This window comes from Paenarthrobacter sp. 2TAF44, from assembly GCF_052114885.1.
In the GTDB taxonomy this organism is placed as follows: Bacteria; Actinomycetota; Actinomycetes; order Actinomycetales; family Micrococcaceae; genus Arthrobacter.
In genome coordinates this window covers 62,399-79,559 of sequence record NZ_JBFRFP010000024.1, presented here as the reverse complement: position 1 = coordinate 79,559, position 17,161 = coordinate 62,399, and the positions used below count along the sequence as shown (strand labels likewise).

Genomic DNA, 17,161 nt, shown 5'->3' with positions numbered 1-17,161 from the left:
TGCGCAAACGCCAAGCCGAGGGACGAACCACAAAGGAGATCCGCCGGTGCGTGAAACGCTACCTCGCCCGGCGGATCTACCGAACCCTCAACGCCCCAAACCCCGGCCCTTGCCACGCTTGACAACCATAGAAGGATCCCCGCGTTGCTCTTAAAGGGCGATGCTAGGCCTTCACAACCTCAAGCTCGACGACGGCCCAGGACAATGCGGGCAGCGTCAGCCGAAGCTCCGAACCAGTCGCCTTGACGCCTTCCAGCGGCTTCAGACCGACGCGGCCCTGCTGGTCCTGCGTGTTGGTGGTGAACCTGTCGCCGCCCTCGGGGATCTCCAGGACTTCGGCGCGGAGCACCTGGCGGGCGTCGAAGCCGCGCAGGGCAACCTCGACGTCGGCAGCTTCTTCCAGCCCGCGGTTCGCGAAGAAGAGTGCCACCCGGTCCGTTTCCTCGTTCCACGTAGCGCTGACATCTATAAGGTCCGTATCCCCGAAGCGGTTGTTCGAGTACTTGTCCGAGTCCACCGAAAGCCGCAGGATCTGGCCCTTGGCGAGTTCTGCCATCCGGGCGAACGGGTGGAAAATGGTCTGCTTCCAGGCCGGTCCGTTCTCTTCCGACAGGATGGGCGCGATGACGTTGACCAGTTGCGCCTGGTTGGCGATCTTGACGCGGTCGCCATGGCGGAGCAGCGAGTTGAGCAGGGTGCCCACCACCACGGCATCCGTCACGTTGTACTTGTCCTCGATGACGCGGGGGTGCTCGCGCCAGCCCGCCTTGATCACGTTGTGAGGCTGGTCCTCAGTGTCCAGGCCGCGCTGGTACCAGACGTTCCATTCGTCGAAGGACAGGTTGATGTGTTTCTTGTGCTTGCCCTTGGCCCGCACGGCGTCCGCGGTGGCGATCACTGACTCGATGAAGTAGTCGGTGTCGACGGCGGATGCCAGGAAGCTGCCAACGTCACCTTCGTGCTCGTAGTAGTAGGCATGGAGGGAAACGTAATCCACCTCGTCGTAGGTGTGGGTGAGGACCGTCTGCTCCCAGGCACCAAACGTGGGCATCCGGGAGTTGGAGCTGCCGCACGCAACAAGCTCAATGTCGGGGTCCACGAAGCGCATGGCCTTGGCCGCTTCCTGGGCTAGGCGCCCGTATTCGTCGGCGGTCTTGTGGCCGATCTGCCACGGCCCATCCATCTCGTTGCCGAGGCACCACAGCTTGATATCGAACGGGTCCTTGTGGCCGTTCTTGGCGCGGAGATCGGACCAGTAGCTCCCGCCGGGGTGGTTGGCGTACTCCACGATCTCGCGGGCAGCATCCACTCCCCTGGTGCCCAGGTTGATGGCTTCCATGATTTCCGTGCCGGCCTGCTTGGACCAGTCCACGAACTCGTGCAGGCCGAAAGCATTCGTTTCCACCGTGTGCCAGGCACCGTCCAGGCGGCGGGGCCGGGTTTCGCGGGGGCCGATGCCGTCTTCCCAGTTATAGCCGGAGACGAAGTTGCCGCCGGGGTACCGGATAACAGTGGCGCCAAGTTCCTTGACCAGCTTCAGGACGTCCTGGCGGAAGCCGTTCTCGTCGGCCTCGGGGTGTCCGGGTTCGTAGATGCCGCTGTACACACAGCGGCCCATGTGTTCCACGAAGGAGCCGAAGAGGCGTCGAGGTACCTCGCCGATGGTGAAATCGCGATCGAGGGTGATGCGTGCGCGGGACATGTATCTCCTTGGTTGTGTTCTCAAACAGTTGGTGAGCGAAGGTGCCGGATCAGGTTCCGGCGAGTCCCGTCGTCGCGACGCCCTTGATGATCTGGCGTTGGAAGAACAGGAAGACGACGATGAGCGGCAAAGCTGCCAACAAGGCGGACGCCATGTTCTGTGCGTACTGGACGCCGTAAGCACTCTTGATGGTTTGCAGACCTACGGGGAGGGTCAGCAGGGAGTCGTCGTTGGTGGAGATGAAGGGCCACAGGAAGTTGTTCCACGCACCGATGAACACGAAGATCGCGACGGCGGCCAGGATGGGCCGGGACAACGGCAGGATGATCTGCAGGAAGATCCGTAGACGGCTGGCACCGTCCATTACTGCCGCTTCTTCAAGCTCATGCGGGATCTGGTCGAAGAACTTTTTGAGAACAAACACCATGGCGGGATGGATCACCTGCGGCAAAATGATGGCCCAGGAGGTATCGATCATTTTGAACGCGAGCATTTGGTAAAAGAGCGGAATCATCAGCACGGGTGGCGGGACAATGATGGCGGCGATGATCACGACCATCAGAACCTTCTTGCCTTTGAACTCGATCCTGGAGAGTGCGTAAGCCATGAGAGCCGAGATCACCAGTGTGATTGCCGTGATGGCTGCGGAGGTGTAGAGCGAGTTCCACGTCCAGAGCGGGATGTTCCCGGCTTGGAACACATTGACGAAGGCATCGAAGGTAAAGCCCGACGGCGGGAACCAGCTGACCTTGGACGCCGACGCATCCGCTTCGGACTTGAAGGCAGTGACCGTGGCCCATGCGAACGGGATCAGCCAGAGGACAGCGATCAAAGCGGCGACGACGACTGCTGCGACCCTGCCGACGGTCAGCTTCTTGCGCGGCTGGCGGATCTTCAGGGCGGTGGTGGGCGCGGCTGGGGTCGAACGGGTGAGGGTAGGGGTTGCCATGGCTATGCGCTCCTGCGGCGGGTGATGACGAACTGCAGCGCGGAAACCAGCACAATCAGTCCGAAGAAGATGTAGGAGATAGCTGCGGAATACCCCAGCCGGTATCCGGTGAACCCGGTTTCGAAGATGTACTGGACCACGGGACGGGTAGATCCGCCCGGACCCCCGGCTGTCATCTGGTAAATCTGGTCAAAGACCTTCAGGGAAGCCAGGATCTGGAGCAACACGATCATTACGGTGGTGGGCGTGAGCTGCGGCAGAGTGATGGAGAAGAATTGCCGCCAAGGGCCGGCACCATCCAGTGACGCTGCCTCATAGTGCTGGACGGGGATGTTCTGCATTGCCGCCAGGTAGAGAAGGAAATTGAAGCCCACCGTCCACCAGAGTGTCGCGATCACGATTGACCACATGGCCACATTGGGATCGTTCAGCCACCCGACTTTTGGTATTCCGAACTTTGACAGGAAATCGTTGATCAAACCCAGTTGCGGGTTGTACATCCAGACGAAGAACAACGACACAACCGTGGAAGCCAACAGGAACGGTGCAAAGTAGGAAAGCCGCCATAGCCACTGGGCTGGAAGGCCGATATTCAGGAGCGCCGCCATCACCAACGCAACCAGCACCAGGGGGACAGTGCTGATGACTGTGAAGTACAGGGTGTTGCCCAATGAACGCCACATGCCGGCATCGGCAAAGGCTTCAGCGTAGTTTGCAAAGCCGATGAGACTGTCGTTGGCGCCTGTCAGGGATTTGCCCGTGAGACTCATGTAGAAGCCGTACAGAATGGGCCAAACGAGGAAGACGAGGAAGAACACCAGGAACGGGGTTGCGAAGGCCCATCCGTTCACATTGTCCCTGCTTCTTCGCAGAGATAGCCCGGCCTTGCCTGGGCTGGGTGTTGTCCGTGGTTGGCTTGTCTGCCGGGACAGTGTAGAGGAACTCATGAAGGACTCCTTTGTCGCTCGGTGCGCTGGTACCGGTCAGACCGGGTTGGGCCGGGATAGAAGGTCGTTGGTGCGGGCCACGAAGCCATCCCACCCTGTGCTTGCTTTGTCGCGCCCCAGAAGCACGTTCTGGATATGCTCGGCAAAGTAGGTCTGCCAGTCCGATCCCGAGCCGCTGAACCAGGATTCGGGATCGTAGGCGATGATGTCCGCCGCGTTGGCGTAGTGGATCTGCGGCGTGAGCTTCCCGTAGTCCGGCGATTGAACCACCGGCTGGTAGGCCGGGATATGGCCGGCCTCAGCCCACAACAGCGAACCCTTCAGAACGTCACTGACGAACTTGTACGCATCCTTCCGTTTCGCTTCATCTACCGCGAGCTGCCGCGGGAGGACGAAGGAATGCGAGTCGGCGTAGGAGGCCGGTGTCCCATAAAGAGTGGGGATGGTGGCGGCGTCAACCGGCAACTTTGCCTTCTTCATGGTGGGCAATTCCCAGCCACCACTGAAGAGCATTCCCGAATCGCCACGGACGAATTCTGCGATACCGGTGTTGATGTCGCCGCTCTTGGCCGCGATGGTGTCGTCGAAGAGCGAGGCCATGAACTCCAGCGATTCGATCGCAGCGTCCCTGTCCGCCTCCATCTGCCGGCCGGGCGTGAGGACAATTTCCGCTCCGTGCTGCTTGTAGAGCGTGTAGAACAGCCGCCACATCTGCGAGCCCAGGTTCAGGTAGCCAAAGGACAATCCGTGGGCCTTGGTGATCTTTTGCATCTCCAGTGCCATGGCCTTGAACTCGCCAGGCGAACTGACCTCCTGCAACTGGCCATTACTTTCCAGGAGCCCGGCTTTACCGGCGACGTCTGTGTTGTAGAACATGATGAACGGGTGGGAGTCCAGCGCGATGGAGAAAACCTTCCCATCTTGCTGGCCCTTTTCCCAGATGCGCGGCGCGAAGTTCTCCGGCGTGATGCCATTCTCCGCGAGCAGCCCCAGATCCCAAGGCTCTATGAGGCCGCCCGGGGCATATCCCGGGACCCGGCTGGCGTGCATAATAGCTACCTCAGGAGGTCGGCCCCCGGCAGATGCCATGGCCAGCTTGGTGTAGTACGGAGGACCCCACGCCAACACGGTGGGGTGCACCTTGAAGCCGGGATTGGCTTGGTTGGCGTTGGCAATCATGGCTTGCATCTTGGTGCCGTCACCTCCGGAGAGGAGATGCCAGAAGTTGATGGTCTGCACGGATGCAGCTCCGGCTGTACCTCCACAGCCTGTGAGGCTGGTGGCCAGAAGCCCGCCTCCGAGGAGGGCCGATCCCGTCAATAACTGTCTCCGGGACAACTGTTTCCCGGTCAAAGATTCAAACTGCTTCACCCGTCACTCCTTTGGAAGGGTCCGCTGAAAAGGACACAACTGCTGCGCAAATCCGGCTTCGATGCATCTCCACTGCCGGGTAAAAGGGTGGCCCGGGGGTGACGCGGCTCTCACATTACATCGTTGTAATATCTGAGGCAAGAGAAATTGTTAGCGCGAACACTTAAATTTCAAAGGCCGCTTAGCCGGTGCTGTCCCGCTCCAGAATGGTGTAGTCCACCGTGACGACGCGTTGTCCGTGGCCCCTGTCCGCCATGCGCTCAGTGAGCAGGCGCAGTGCTTCGGTGGCGATGGTCCGCTTGTCGAAAGATACGGTGGTCAGCGAGGGAACGGCGTAGCGCCCATCCATGACGTCGTCGAAACCGGCCACCGCGACGTCATCAGGAACGCGGACGCCCCTCTTCCACAGCGTATTGAGGGCTCCAATGGCCAGCGAATCCGTGAAGCAGAACAGTGCCTCCGGCAGCGGCTTGGAATCCAGATAGCGGGTCAGTGATTCGGCCGCAGCTCCAGGCGTCCAAGGCGAGCAGGAGATCAGCAGGGATTCATCCAGGGGGATCCCGAGGATCTGGAGTGCAGCCTCGTAACCCTGTCTGCGTTGAATCGACGTGGCAGACTGCCTGGTCTTGTTTATGCCGAGCACGGCGATACGCCGACGCCCGTATTTGGCCAGAGCCAGCGTCATATCCCGCGCCGCCGCGAAACTGTCCACGTAAACACGGTCCGCAAGCTCCTGGGTCACTTCACCCAGCAGCACGACGGGAGGCAAGGCCACCCCAACCTTGACGGCACTTTCATCCAGCACCACCGGATTGAGAATGAGCCCATCGATGAGGTTGGAGCGCGCGCGGGTCATCAACTCCTGCTCGCGCTGCGGATCCGAACCGGTTTCCTCGATCTGGACGCTCCAGCCCTGCTCGTGGGCTACTTCCACGATGCTCTGGGCTATCTCAGCGGAGAACGGGGTGGCCAGATCCGGCAAGGCCAACGCGATGACACCGGAGCGGCCGTTGCGGAGTCCGCGGGCGGAAAGGTTGGGAACGTAATCCAGCTCCTGCATTGCCTGCTCAACCCTGAGCCGCGTTGGAGCGCTGACCGGCACGATTCCGTTCATGACGTTCGAGACGGTTTTCGGCGACACTCCCGCGCGGCGTGCCACATCCTTGACCGTTGCCCGCAACAGTCCCCCTTGTGAATTTAGTGTCCGGGTGAAGTTCGAGTCCGGTTCCCACGATGTTACGCGAGTTTGCCCTTGCGCAATGGCTCGAGGAAGGCCTCCAAGGGCCCCAGGTGTACACCAATTGGCAGGACTTGGTGACACATCATTGTAAAGTGTCTATATGCCTAGGATCACGGCCGCCACGAACGCTGCCCAACGCGCCGAGACCCAACGCCGTATTCTGACCGCCTTTGGCGAGCTCCTCTTTACCCATGGCCTGCCCGGCCTCACCATGACGGACGTCGCACGCCACGCGGGTGTTGGCCGCACCGCCGTTTACAACTACTACGCAGACATGGAGCAGCTGCTCATTGCGTACGCGCTGGATGAAACCGAGCGCTTCATCGTGGACCTTCGCGAATCGCTTGCAGCCCTTGATAACCCGGTGGACCGGCTGGCCCTCTATGTCCGCGCCCAGGTAGAGGACCTCAGCCGCCGCCACCTTCCGCCGGGGCCAGCGATGGCCGCCGTCTTATCCCCAGCCTCGTTCGCTAAGCTCGCGGATCACGTGGGCGACCTCAACGTCCTCCTCCAGGACATCCTGACTGACGGCGTCCAGCAGGGCTACCTCCCGGACACGGATGTCGCCCAGTTGGCGCGGCTCATCCACGGCACACTCTCAGCAAGCGCCGCACGACGCAACCGAACGCCCGACGGCGAGACTCCCCCGCCTGCCCCAGCCTCCGACGTCGAGCTCCAGACAGCGCAAACGGTGCGGTTCATCCAGCTAGGTGCGGGAGCGCAGTTCGATGAGGCCGGCAAGCCCATCCGCGTGGAAGCCGCAGCCACGGACAGCCTGGCCGGCTAACGCCAGAGCAACAGGGCGGCGACACCCAAATCAGGGCATCGCCCACCACTTTGCGTGGCGAAAATCAGCCTACGCGTCCTCAGCCCGGCCTACTGCCCCGCCCTACTGAGCCGGGCGGGTGGGGATGATCGGCCATCGGGAAGTATCCGCAATCCTCAGGTCCTCACGCGGACAGCTGAGCTTGCCGGGAGTCTGATCCACGAGCTGCGGTTCCACCAAGCCCTGAAAGCCACGCGTGAGGACTACGTCCACTGATTCGTCTTCGCGGTTGTCCTGGAAGTAGTCCGTTCCCGCCAAATTCCGCTGGATGTTGAATGCAGCTGCCTGGCCTTTGACTCCTGAAACCACCACGCCGATCCCCGAGTAGGCAGTATCACTGTTGTCCACGGATAGGACTTTGTGCCCCCGTGCTTTGAACTCGTCGGCAACAGTAGTTGCCAGGCCTGCACGCGATGTGGCGTTGAAGACGTTGATATTAACGGTTTCGTTCGGCACGTAGTCGAACGTCGTGGTGGGGCAAAGGCTGGTGGGAGCCTTGCTGGCGATCGCCGTCGGAATCCTGATGACGCCGTTCATGATGGCCCAGGCGCCGATTGCTCCGGCGGCAATGACACCAACCAGCAGGACAAGGACGATGGCGTGGAAGACCCTGCGCCGGAAGCGGCTGCGTTGGGCACGTGCGTCCTCGGCGAAGGTGGCACGAAGCTCCGGTCCGGTCACCACATGGTGCCCGTGTAACTGCGTCACATCTTTGGGACGCTTGCGCTGCCTAGCCATCGATCACCAGCACGCGTGCGTGGATGGCCGTCCTCTGGTGGAGCGCGGTGCGGACTGCCCGATGCAGCCCATCTTCGAGGTACAGCACGCCCTGGTACTGAACCACGTGCGGGAACAAATCCCCAAAAAACGTTGAATCTTCTGCCAGCAACGCCTCCAGATCAAGGGTGCGCTTGGTGGTGACGAGTTCATCGAGGCGAACAGGCCGCGGTGGAAGGGCAGCCCAGTCACGGGGCGCGGAATATCCATGGTCAGGGTACGGGCGTCCCTCGCCCACAGCTTTGAAGATCACCCTGCAAGCCTATGGAAGTTGCTGCGCTAACGGAACTTGTGACCCCCGGCACACGCAGGTTGTGGCCAAACGGTGACTATCCGAACGTCTGGCGTCACAGCTGTGATGCACACCTCGGGGACTGACAGAATAGGGGCATGACTCAATCGCTCCAAGGTACCGACCGGACCGCTGCCCACACGGCCCCAGCCCTCGCGCTGCTGCTGGACGTCGACGGCCCCATCGCCAGCCCTGTGACGCGCGACGTCAAGCCGGATATCATCGCAGATCTCGTGGCGCTGGCTTCGGCCGGCATCCCCGTCATCTTCAACACAGGCCGCTCGGATGCCTTCATCAGCGAACAGGTCATGGGGCCGATGATCGCTGCTGGAATGCCAGCCGACACCATCATCCACGCCATCTGCGAAAAGGGCGCCGTGTGGTTCAGTTACACCGCCGCCGGCCCTGGACCCATCCACGTGGACCACGAACTCGCCGTTCCCAAGGCATACGGGGATGACATCCGCAGGCTCGTTGCCGAGGACTACTCCGCGCATATGTTCTTCGATGAGACCAAGCGTGCCATGGTCTCCGTTGAGCAGCACGTTGAAGTGGCCAGCGAAGATTACCTGGCCGAGCAAAAACTCTTCGACGCCGATGCCCTGAACATCATGGGCCGCCACGGCCTGAACGCAGCCATCCTGGACCACCACGCCCCTGAGTCCGATGACACCGTGGACTACCGCCTGGACCCCACCATCATTTCCACGGACATCGAATCCGTCCGCTTGGGCAAGGACCTTGGCGCCAGCCGGGCCGTGGAATTGTTGGCCGCCCAGGGAATCACCCCACTCTCCTGGCGCACAGTAGGTGATTCCCGTACGGACTACGCCATGGCAGACTGGCTTCACCACAACGACCACGACGTGAAGCACGTGGACGTCCGGCCCGCAGACGGCGTTCCGGTGAAGCCTTACACCATTCTGACCGCCGCTGACCTCGAGCTGGCGGACGACGTCATTCACGACGATGCCGGCGGAGCCTTCCTGCGCAGCTGGCGCGACGCCCTCGCCATTTAGACTCCTGCATTCCCCAGAAACGACTCACAACAGTAACGACTCACAACAGTACGGAGAAAAGCCATCACGCAAGCACAGGTCGATCCGATTTACCACGGCAGCCCCACCGTAGAGGAAGATGCGATCGCCGAGGCGGTCTCACCTGCCGTCGTTGCCCACCTGAAGCACAGGTCCGACGTCGTCCGTCACCGCGGGCGGTACGCCCTCCTTAACGGTGACCTCACGCCCCAACAGGCCATGGTTGCTGATCTCCTGGCGATCCGCGCCGCTTTGGACGCCGCTGGCGTGGACTTCATCCTGGTGCGTGGCAACGACGAAAGGCCGGTCATCGCCGTCGACTGGGAGTCGCGCAAGGATGTGCGCGAGGCCCTGGTTGCTGCCTTCCGCAATGAGCCGTTCTACTCCATGACCGTCGATGCCAAGAAGAAAACCTCGGTCCTGGTGGCAGATGGCGAACTCTCGGCCAACCGGAAGGCACGGATCTTCCGCTTGTACCGGCCCAGGGTGGAACTCGGCGGCGGGCTTTGGTACGGCCCTGCCCTTGGTGTCCAGTTGGAGCTGTGGAGGTTCGAAGGCGACCGCCTTGAACTCCCCGTGGAGAATTCCCTGACACGGCGCACCATGCTGCGCCAGGACGCCGTGCGCGGTACCGTGCAGCGCCACGGCCTCACCTGGCCGACCATCGAGAACATGTTCGCTGACCATGCAAGCGACATCGATTTCGACATCGACATCGTCTTCTCGTGGGTGGATGGCAGCGACCCCGAATACATCGCCAGGAGGCGCGCCCAGCAGTCTGGGGCTGTCCTCGGCGAGGGCGACGACCATGAGGCACGCTTCCGGCAGATCAACGAGCTGAAGTATGCGCTGCGCTCGGTACACATGTTTGCACCGTGGATCCGCAGGATCTTCATCGCCACCGATTCGCCCGCCCCGGCGTGGTTGGCCGACCACCCCTCGGTGACGATCGTGCGCAGCGAAGAGTTCTTCGCCGATCCGTCAGTGTTGCCCACCCACAACTCGCAAGCCGTGGAGTGCCAGCTGCACCACATCGAGGGACTGTCCGAGCACTTCCTCTACTCCAACGACGACATGTTCTTCGGCCGTCCCGTTGGCCCGGACATGTTCTTCACGCCCGGAGGAATCACCAAGTTCATCGAGGCTGACACGCGAATTGGGCTCGGAGAGAACGATGCCGAACGCAGTGGCTTCGAGAACGCTGCACGTGTCAACCGCAAGCTGCTGTGGGAACGCTTCGGACGGATCACCACCAGGCACCTGGAACACACGGCCGCTCCCCTGCGCCGGAGCGTGGTGGCCCAGATGGAGAAGGAATTTCCCGCCGAGTTCGCGAAGACCGCCGGCAGCCGGTTCCGAGCAGCCGACAACATTTCAGTGACCAACTCGTTCTACCACTACTACGCACTGCTCACCGGCCGCGCCGTTACGCAGACCAACGCCAAGGTCAGGTATGTGGACTCCACCATGTGGGCCGGACTGCACTACCTGCCCAAGCTGCTCGCAAAGCGCCACATGGACTTCTTCTGCCTGAATGACGGCAGTTTCCCCGAAGTCGAGGCGAATGAACGAGCCGACCTGGTGACCGACTTCCTGGAGAAGTACTTCCCGGTTAAGGCACCTTGGGAGAAGTAAAGCCACCGGGAGAAACAAGCGGAAGCGAGGAGGTGTGAGTGCCCGGCGACGTGTGGGCCCCCACCCGGGACTCGTGCGGAATGCGGATGCCGGCCGCCCCCAGCCGCCGCTGAACCTCGGCTGCATCCAAGGGCTCGCCAACTGTGACGCCACCGGACATCGGAACCACGGAATGCACGATCGTGTGCTCGTAGACGTGGATCATGTTGTACGACTGCGCTCCGTCACGTCCGCGCTGTCCGCCGGCACGCACCCCCAGGTCCTGGGTATAGCAGGTAGCTGAGGCGACCGATACCGGGATGCCGGCGAAGCTCGCCGTCGTCGAGTAGTGCAGGTGGCCACCCAGGATGGTGCGGACGTCTGTGTTTCGGACGACGGCGGCCAGGGCGGCTTGGCCGCGCAACTCCACCAACACGGCCAGGTCCTGGACGCACGGGACCGGCGGATGGTGAAGGGCAAGTATGGTGCCGTCCGGGGCGGGAGTGGCCAACTCGTCAGCCAGCCACTGAAGCTGGGATTCGGACAACTCGCCATGGTGGTGTCCGGGGACCGTGGTGTCCAGGGTGATGATCCGGAGCCCGTTGACGAAGTAGCTGCGGTCCACAGGATCCTGCGGCCGGCTCGCTACGGAGGCATCCAGGAAGGCGGAACGGAAGTTCGCGCGGTTGTCGTGGTTGCCCATGGCCCAAATGGCCTTCGCTCCGAGCGCATCGCACACAGGCTCAATCATTTCGCGGAGACGTTTGTAGGCTCGGAACTCGCCCTTGTCCGCAAGGTCTCCGGTGAAGATGATGGCCTCTGGCCTGATCCTGGAGGCAATGATCTGATCGCAGATCTCCTGGAGCCTGGCAGCGCTGTCAACAGAACCATGAAGTGTGTCTGGACCGGCCACCAAGTGAAGATCGCTCAAGTGCAAAAGCACATGACCTGGTTTGGGGTACTCGGCCTCGATGAGCTCCATAGCTGCCTTAGCGTTTGGTGGGAGACGGCGTCTCCCGTGTCATTCCAGTACTTCCAATCCAACCAGACAACAAGCCAACAAGAGGCCAACTGCCGGCGGAATGTTGGAAAATTTCTTTCTCCTTTCGAATTCGAGGACTCTTATGACAAAGCCTTTTCAACGGCGTCAACCAGTTCCTGCGCGTCAGGTTCAACCGTTGAGGGGAATCGTGCAACCAGCTCGCCGTCACGGTTTATGACGAACTTCTCAAAGTTCCACTTGACCTTGACCGGCTGCCCGGACTCATCCCGGGTCAGCTCGGCAAACAACGGATGCTGCTCTTTGCCCAGGACGTTGGCCTTGCTGGTGAGCGGGAAAGAGACGCCAAAGTTGCGTTCGCAGAACTCCGCGATTTCCTCGTCGGCGCCGGGCTCCTGGCCGCCGAACTGGTTGCAGGGCACGCCAAGGATTTCCAGGCCGTCCTCGCGGTACTTTCCGTAGAGTTCCTCAAGGCCCGCGTACTGGCGCGTGAAGCCGCATTCGGAGGCCACGTTCACCACCAGTACCGCTTTCCCTTCAAAGCGTCCGAAGTCTGCTTCAGAGCCATCGTTGAAGGTGAGGGGAATGCTGTACAGGGTTCTCATGTGATTGCTTCCTGACGACGTCGTCTGGCGGGATTGCCGCCATCGAGCTTACGGGAGCTGCCGCAGCCATGAAACCTAGGGGTACCTACGCTCGCTGGCTTATGACGCGGGAAGGATGAGCGAAGACAACGGCACGATCACGCCGTCCGGCCGCTGGACCTTGTCCGGGCCAATGAGGATGTATCCAGGCGGAAGAACCACTGCCGGAGGCGTTGACGGAAGCACTGCCGCGGGGCTGGGCACGGGGGCCGCCGGCACGGGAGCCACGGGCGCCACGGTTTGAGTGACCACGGCCGGGGCGGGAGCAACCACCACGGGTGCCGGTGCTACAACTACCGGCGCTGGCGCAACTACCACGGGGGCTGGTGCAACAGCTACCGGTGCGGGCGCAGGGGCTACTGGAGCAGGGGCCGGATTCACGGGCGCTGCGGGAGCAACCGGCGCCACGGGCTCGACGACGGCGGGCGAGGTGGCGGTGCTGGGAGCCACCGGCGACGTGCTGGGCACAGTAGTCGTTGTGCCAGGTGTTGTCGTACCAGGCGTCGTCGTGCCAGGCGTCGCTGTGGTGGATGTCGCCGTGGGCGTCGGTGTGGAAGTCGCCGTCGGGCTTGGCGCTGCCGTCGCGGTTGGTGTCGCTGTAGCCGTTGGCGTAGGCGTTGCCGTCCCTGTCGGGGTTGCCGTTGCCGTGGCCGTCGGAGTCGGTGTGACAGCCTGCGTGGGCGGCGAGGTAGCCGGCGGCGCCTGCGTGACAGGCGGCGTCGTGCCCGAAGTGCCCGGCTGTGTGATCACCGGCGGAGCAACGCTCTCTTCGTGGTCGCCACCTATGACGGCCCGGTTGCTGCTGTCTGACACCGGCACGGCCCACTGCGGCGAGGCAGAGACGCCTGTTCCAACTCCAGGCTGGTAGTTCACCATGGTGATGTTCTGCAGCGGATCGATCTGCCGGAGCGGCAGGTAGATCCAGCCATTGGGGTTGGTGTGCAGGCCGTTTACGATCGTCTCAAAGTGCAAGTGGCAACCAGTGGACCACCCTGTGGTCCCTACCTCGGCGATGACTTCTCCGACTCGCACGGACTGGCCTTGGGTAACACCAATCCCTTGAAGGTGGTTGTACGTGGTGACCAGGCCGTTGCCGTGTTCAATCTCAACACGGTTGCCTCCACCCCAAGGGTGCCAGCCGACGGCCTTGACCACTCCGGCGTCGGCGGCGTAGACCCGTGTGCCGCATGCCGCAGCGTAATCCTGGCCCCAGTGGAACTCGCCGGGAAGTCCGGTCAACGGACTGTAGCGGTAGCCGTACGGAGAACTCGGATTGAGGACTTCCAGCGGCGCGTAAAGGCTGCCGGCCGGTGGACGCGACAAACCTGACGAAGCGACGGTCAGGCCGGAGGATCCGTCCTTGGCCACTGTCCGGACAAGTGCGCGGTCGAAGTAGACCATGGGCGTGCCAGCCTCTTGGGCCGGCGGCTCAGGCATGGTGTCGATCACTGTTGTTTCGGCTTCTGGCGGCACTAGGCTGCCAAGCGAGAAAGGTCCAACGACGCCTTGCGCCACAGAACCATCCACGGAGCCGGTAGAGACGGAATTCAGGGGTTGGAAACCAAAAGCGAAAAAGGCTACGGCTGCCAGGATTCCGGCGATGAGCATGCGACGAAAAACGTCGGTGCGCACCAAGTCTACATATCGGTAAGATTCACTATGCTTGCCCACAAGAACACTCCCCAAAGCCAGCGGCACCAAACCCCAGCCTGGCGTGCAAGCACCATTGTTGCGGGAATCAAAATGAAAATAAAGGCTTTCCGGCCCCAGTGAAGCGCAGGGTTTCCTCAGTTTTTGCTCAAGGGATCTTGAGATTCGGGGAGGACGCCTTAGCCGAGGTTTTCCTTGAGCAGTGCACGGTGTTCCACGGCGGCGGATTCGTGCAGCGCGCGGCCGGCTTCTGTGAGTTCAAGAAACAGGGAGCGACGATCATCGGCGCACGTTTGGCGGGAGACCAGCCCTGCTTTTTCCAGCCTGTCCACCACCTTGGACACGGCGCTTTGGGTCATGGGGGTGCGCTCCCCCAAAGACTTCATGCGGCAAGCGGCGTCAGTGCTTTCTGCCACGAGGTCCAGGATTTCGAACTCGTTCAACCCGATATCGAACTTGGCTTCCAAGGCGCGGTCAATGGCTCCTGCGGTGCGGAAGTAGGAGTCCTGAATGCTTCGCCACTGCTCAACAAGCTGGCGGTCACGCGTCGTTGCCATGACCCGATCCTAGTCCATTCCGCCATTAGAATCCACGTCATAATATTCTGCGTCATATTCCTTGTCATTCAATGACGTGTCATATAGCTTGGTGGCATGACATCACCCACCACCCTTCAAAGATCTGCCGAGACCGTGGTTGCAGCCGTACGTTGGACGCGCGCCCAGTGGCTGTTGCTGATGGTTGTCTGCACCGTCCTCGCCCTGGACGGGCTGGATGTTTCCATGGTTGGCGTGGCCCTGCCTTCCATCGGACATGAACTCAACCTCGGAACCGATTCCCTCCAGTGGATCGTCTCCGCCTACGTCCTGGGTTACGGAAGCCTCCTGCTCCTGGGCGGCCGACTCGCGGACCTGCTGGGCCGCCGTCGCATATTCCTCATCGCCTTGGCGGTGTTCGCCGCAGCCTCACTCCTCGGTGGCCTCGTGGATGATCCCGCGATCCTGATCGCCACCCGGTTCGTTAAGGGCCTCGCGGCAGCGTTCACCGCGCCAACAGGTTTCTCGATCATCACCACTAACTTCGCCGAGGGCCGCGAGCGCAACAAGGCTCTATCCATCTTCACCACGTTCGGCGCCAGCGGCTTCTCGTTGGGCCTGGTGGTCGGCGGGCTGATGACCAGCCTGAGCTGGCGGTGGACGTTCCTGGTTTCCGTGCCGATCGCCGTCGCTGTTGTCCTGCTGGGCATGAAATTCATTCCGAAAGACAAGCCGTCCGCAGAAAACAGCGGGCATGACATCTGGGGTGCCGTGACGCTCGCGCTGGGCATGCTCGGCCTCGTCTATACGCTGGTTTCAGCGCCGGAGCAGGGCTGGGGATCTGTGGCAACTATCGCCGGATTCGCAGTATCTGCGGCGGTCCTTGCGGCCTTCGCGGTGATCGAGAACAAGGTCAAGCACCCGCTGATCCGCTTCGGCATCCTTAAGGAAGGCTGGGTAGCCCGGGCCAACCTCAGTGCAGTGGGGCTTTTCGGTTCCTACCTGAGTTTCCAGTTCATCGTCACCATGTTCCTGCAGTCGGTGCTCGGTTGGACGCCTTTGGGCATGGCTTTGGCTCTGCTGCCCGCTGGACTGCTGGTGGCCACGAGTGCACCTTTTGCTGACCGGCTGATCGAGAAATTCGGTGCCACCCAACTGATCCTCACAGGCCTCACGGCGCTTGGATTGGGCTACGTCCTGTTCCTCCGGGTGGGTACCACGCCCAACTACGCCTTGGACATCCTGCCCTCGGTGATCCTGCTGGGCATCGGATTCGCTCTGGCCTTCCCGTCCATCAATGTCCAGGCCACCACGGGCATCAAGGACTCTGAGCAAGGCCTGGCTGCCGGTTTGATCCAGACCAGCACCCAAGTGGGGGCAGCACTGGTCCTGGCAGTCACCACCGCTTTGGTGAGCGGCCACGGACAGGCGGCTGGAACCGTCAGCGCCCAAGCCATGCTGGAACAGTACCGCCCGGGCCTCATCCTGAGTGCCGCCGTCGCCATTGCAGCGCTGCTGGTGGCAGCTGCACCGTCAAGGCGCCGGATTCGCTCCTAGGTTTTGTGCACGGCTCCTGCCCTTTCGACCGCCTCCGCAGGGCAGGAGCTGTACACAAATTGCTCTGTACAGGTTCCGCGAAGAGCGGTCTCATGGGATGCATGAGGAATTACCTCACCGAGTACAGGTACGAACTTCAACGCACTTTCACGGGAACGGCCGGAACGCCACCCGAGTGGGTGCCGCGCCTCGCAGAAGGGAACGACGCCGGATATCACCTTCCGGGCTCGGCCGTCTGGGCGGTGCATGGCTCCATGGCCACTATCGTCGCCGGAATCAGGGTCCTGCTGATGCAGTCCCTGCATCCCGGCGCGCTTGCGGGTGTTTACGAGCACTCCGGCTTCAAAGAAGATCCTCTGGGCCGGCTGGCCAGTACCGTGCGCTGGATTTTCACGGTCACGTACGGCTCCAAGGAAGCTGCTGAGGCAGCAACGTACCGTGTCCGGAAAATCCACGAGCACGTCCGGGGAAGCTACGTGGACGGCACCGGAGCGTACCGCCCCTACGCCGCCAATGATCCCGAACTGCTCCGCTGGGTCCATGTCACCTACGCGGATTCCTTCCTTACTGCCAACCGCATCTGGGGCCATCCGATACCCGGCAGCCCGGATGCCTACGTCCGCGAGTGGGCGCAGGCCGGCCGGCTCATGGGCGTGGAGGACCCGCCGCTCACCGAAGCCCAGGTGCGCCAGGAACTGGAAGCCTGGTACGCCTCCGGGATCTTGCGCTCGGATGACCGGCTGGCGGAAACCATTGCCTTTATACGCCGCCCGCCCTTGAGCCCACTCCTTCTGCCGGGATACCGGATACTGTTCGCTGCCGCCGTCGCAAGCCTTGAACCCAAGTACCGGGACATGCTGGGCCTGCGACCCGCGCGACTGGGTCCAATCCCCTTGCCTGCCATCACCACCGGTCGCATTGTTCTGGGCATGGTCCGGCTGGCCCTTGGTTCACATGGTCCAAGCGAACTCGCAGCGCGACGGCGGCTGCAGAGGCTGGGATATGCGGAGGCCTGATGG

General features: G+C 62.0%; 16 protein-coding genes and 1 pseudogene. 6 read left to right on the top strand and 11 right to left on the bottom strand.

Annotated features, from left to right (window positions below):
• Positions 1-122 (top strand): annotated as a pseudogene (locus AB4Z15_RS20160) (IS110 family transposase); the annotation flags it as partial.
• 41 nt (positions 123-163) lie between these two features.
• On the opposite strand, the gene arfA reads toward AB4Z15_RS20160, so the two are convergent.
• The 5 genes from arfA to AB4Z15_RS20135 form a co-directional block, all read right to left on the bottom strand.
• Positions 164-1,702: an arabinosylfuranosidase ArfA gene (gene arfA / locus AB4Z15_RS20155; protein ID WP_442018684.1), complete on the bottom strand. Its 1,539-nt coding sequence runs from the start codon at positions 1,700-1,702 to the stop codon at positions 164-166.
• A 49-nt stretch (positions 1,703-1,751) separates the two neighbouring features.
• The gene (locus AB4Z15_RS20150; protein ID WP_442018683.1) at positions 1,752-2,651 is read right to left on the bottom strand and encodes a carbohydrate ABC transporter permease; all 900 of its coding nucleotides are present in this window, start codon (positions 2,649-2,651) and stop codon (positions 1,752-1,754) included.
• 2 nt (positions 2,652-2,653) lie between these two features.
• Complete coding sequence (locus AB4Z15_RS20145; RefSeq protein ID WP_442018682.1) at positions 2,654-3,598, bottom strand: carbohydrate ABC transporter permease; 945 nt, start codon at positions 3,596-3,598, stop codon at positions 2,654-2,656.
• Positions 3,599-3,634: 36 nt separating this feature from the next.
• Entirely contained in the window at positions 3,635-4,969 is a 1,335-nt protein-coding gene (locus tag AB4Z15_RS20140; protein WP_442018681.1) for an extracellular solute-binding protein, read from the bottom strand.
• Between the two features lie 181 nt (positions 4,970-5,150).
• Complete coding sequence (locus tag AB4Z15_RS20135; protein ID WP_442018680.1) at positions 5,151-6,149, bottom strand: LacI family DNA-binding transcriptional regulator; 999 nt, start codon at positions 6,147-6,149, stop codon at positions 5,151-5,153.
• Positions 6,150-6,309: 160 nt separating this feature from the next.
• Between AB4Z15_RS20135 and AB4Z15_RS20130 the strand changes: the two genes are divergently transcribed.
• The gene (locus AB4Z15_RS20130; RefSeq protein WP_442018679.1) at positions 6,310-6,996 is read left to right on the top strand and encodes a TetR/AcrR family transcriptional regulator; all 687 of its coding nucleotides are present in this window, start codon (positions 6,310-6,312) and stop codon (positions 6,994-6,996) included.
• A gap of 102 nt (positions 6,997-7,098) precedes the next feature.
• On the opposite strand, the gene AB4Z15_RS20125 is transcribed toward AB4Z15_RS20130, so the two are convergent.
• Positions 7,099-7,743, bottom strand: coding sequence for a LytR C-terminal domain-containing protein (locus tag AB4Z15_RS20125; protein ID WP_442018678.1), 645 nt, complete (start codon positions 7,741-7,743; stop codon positions 7,099-7,101).
• Positions 7,744-7,765: 22 nt separating this feature from the next.
• Positions 7,766-8,065, bottom strand: coding sequence for a type II toxin-antitoxin system VapB family antitoxin (locus AB4Z15_RS20120; protein WP_062069994.1), 300 nt, complete (start codon positions 8,063-8,065; stop codon positions 7,766-7,768).
• Between the two features lie 137 nt (positions 8,066-8,202).
• Here AB4Z15_RS20120 and AB4Z15_RS20115 point away from each other — a divergent pair, with 137 nt between their 5' ends.
• Positions 8,203-9,123 carry a hypothetical protein gene (locus AB4Z15_RS20115; RefSeq protein ID WP_442004335.1) on the top strand — a complete coding sequence of 307 codons (921 nt, stop codon included), beginning with the start codon at positions 8,203-8,205 and terminating at the stop codon, positions 9,121-9,123.
• Between the two features lie 123 nt (positions 9,124-9,246).
• The gene (locus tag AB4Z15_RS20110; protein WP_442018686.1) at positions 9,247-10,776 is read left to right on the top strand and encodes a stealth family protein; all 1,530 of its coding nucleotides are present in this window, start codon (positions 9,247-9,249) and stop codon (positions 10,774-10,776) included.
• Here AB4Z15_RS20110 and AB4Z15_RS20105 read toward each other — a convergent pair.
• The 4 genes from AB4Z15_RS20105 to AB4Z15_RS20090 form a co-directional block, all read right to left on the bottom strand.
• Positions 10,754-11,737 (bottom strand): phosphodiesterase, encoded by a 984-nt coding sequence (locus AB4Z15_RS20105; RefSeq protein WP_442018677.1) that lies wholly within the window; start codon positions 11,735-11,737, stop codon positions 10,754-10,756. The two genes, AB4Z15_RS20110 and AB4Z15_RS20105, sit on opposite strands and share 23 nt — an antisense overlap.
• Before the next feature lie 140 nt (positions 11,738-11,877).
• Positions 11,878-12,360: a glutathione peroxidase gene (locus AB4Z15_RS20100; RefSeq protein ID WP_442018676.1), complete on the bottom strand. Its 483-nt coding sequence runs from the start codon at positions 12,358-12,360 to the stop codon at positions 11,878-11,880.
• A 99-nt stretch (positions 12,361-12,459) separates the two neighbouring features.
• On the bottom strand, positions 12,460-14,031 hold the full coding sequence (locus AB4Z15_RS20095; RefSeq protein ID WP_442018675.1) for a M23 family metallopeptidase: 1,572 nt from the start codon (positions 14,029-14,031) through the stop codon (positions 12,460-12,462).
• Positions 14,032-14,228: 197 nt separating this feature from the next.
• The gene (locus tag AB4Z15_RS20090) at positions 14,229-14,606 is read right to left on the bottom strand and encodes a MarR family transcriptional regulator (RefSeq protein ID WP_442004331.1); all 378 of its coding nucleotides are present in this window, start codon (positions 14,604-14,606) and stop codon (positions 14,229-14,231) included.
• 96 nt (positions 14,607-14,702) lie between these two features.
• On the opposite strand from AB4Z15_RS20090, the gene AB4Z15_RS20085 reads away from it, so the two are divergent.
• Both AB4Z15_RS20085 and AB4Z15_RS20080 read left to right on the top strand, forming a co-directional pair.
• Positions 14,703-16,142, top strand: a complete 1,440-nt coding sequence (locus AB4Z15_RS20085) for an MFS transporter (protein WP_442018674.1) — start codon at positions 14,703-14,705, stop codon at positions 16,140-16,142.
• A 92-nt stretch (positions 16,143-16,234) separates the two neighbouring features.
• Positions 16,235-17,158, top strand: coding sequence for an oxygenase MpaB family protein (locus AB4Z15_RS20080; protein ID WP_442018673.1), 924 nt, complete (start codon positions 16,235-16,237; stop codon positions 17,156-17,158).
• The last annotated feature ends 3 nt before the right edge of the window (positions 17,159-17,161 follow it).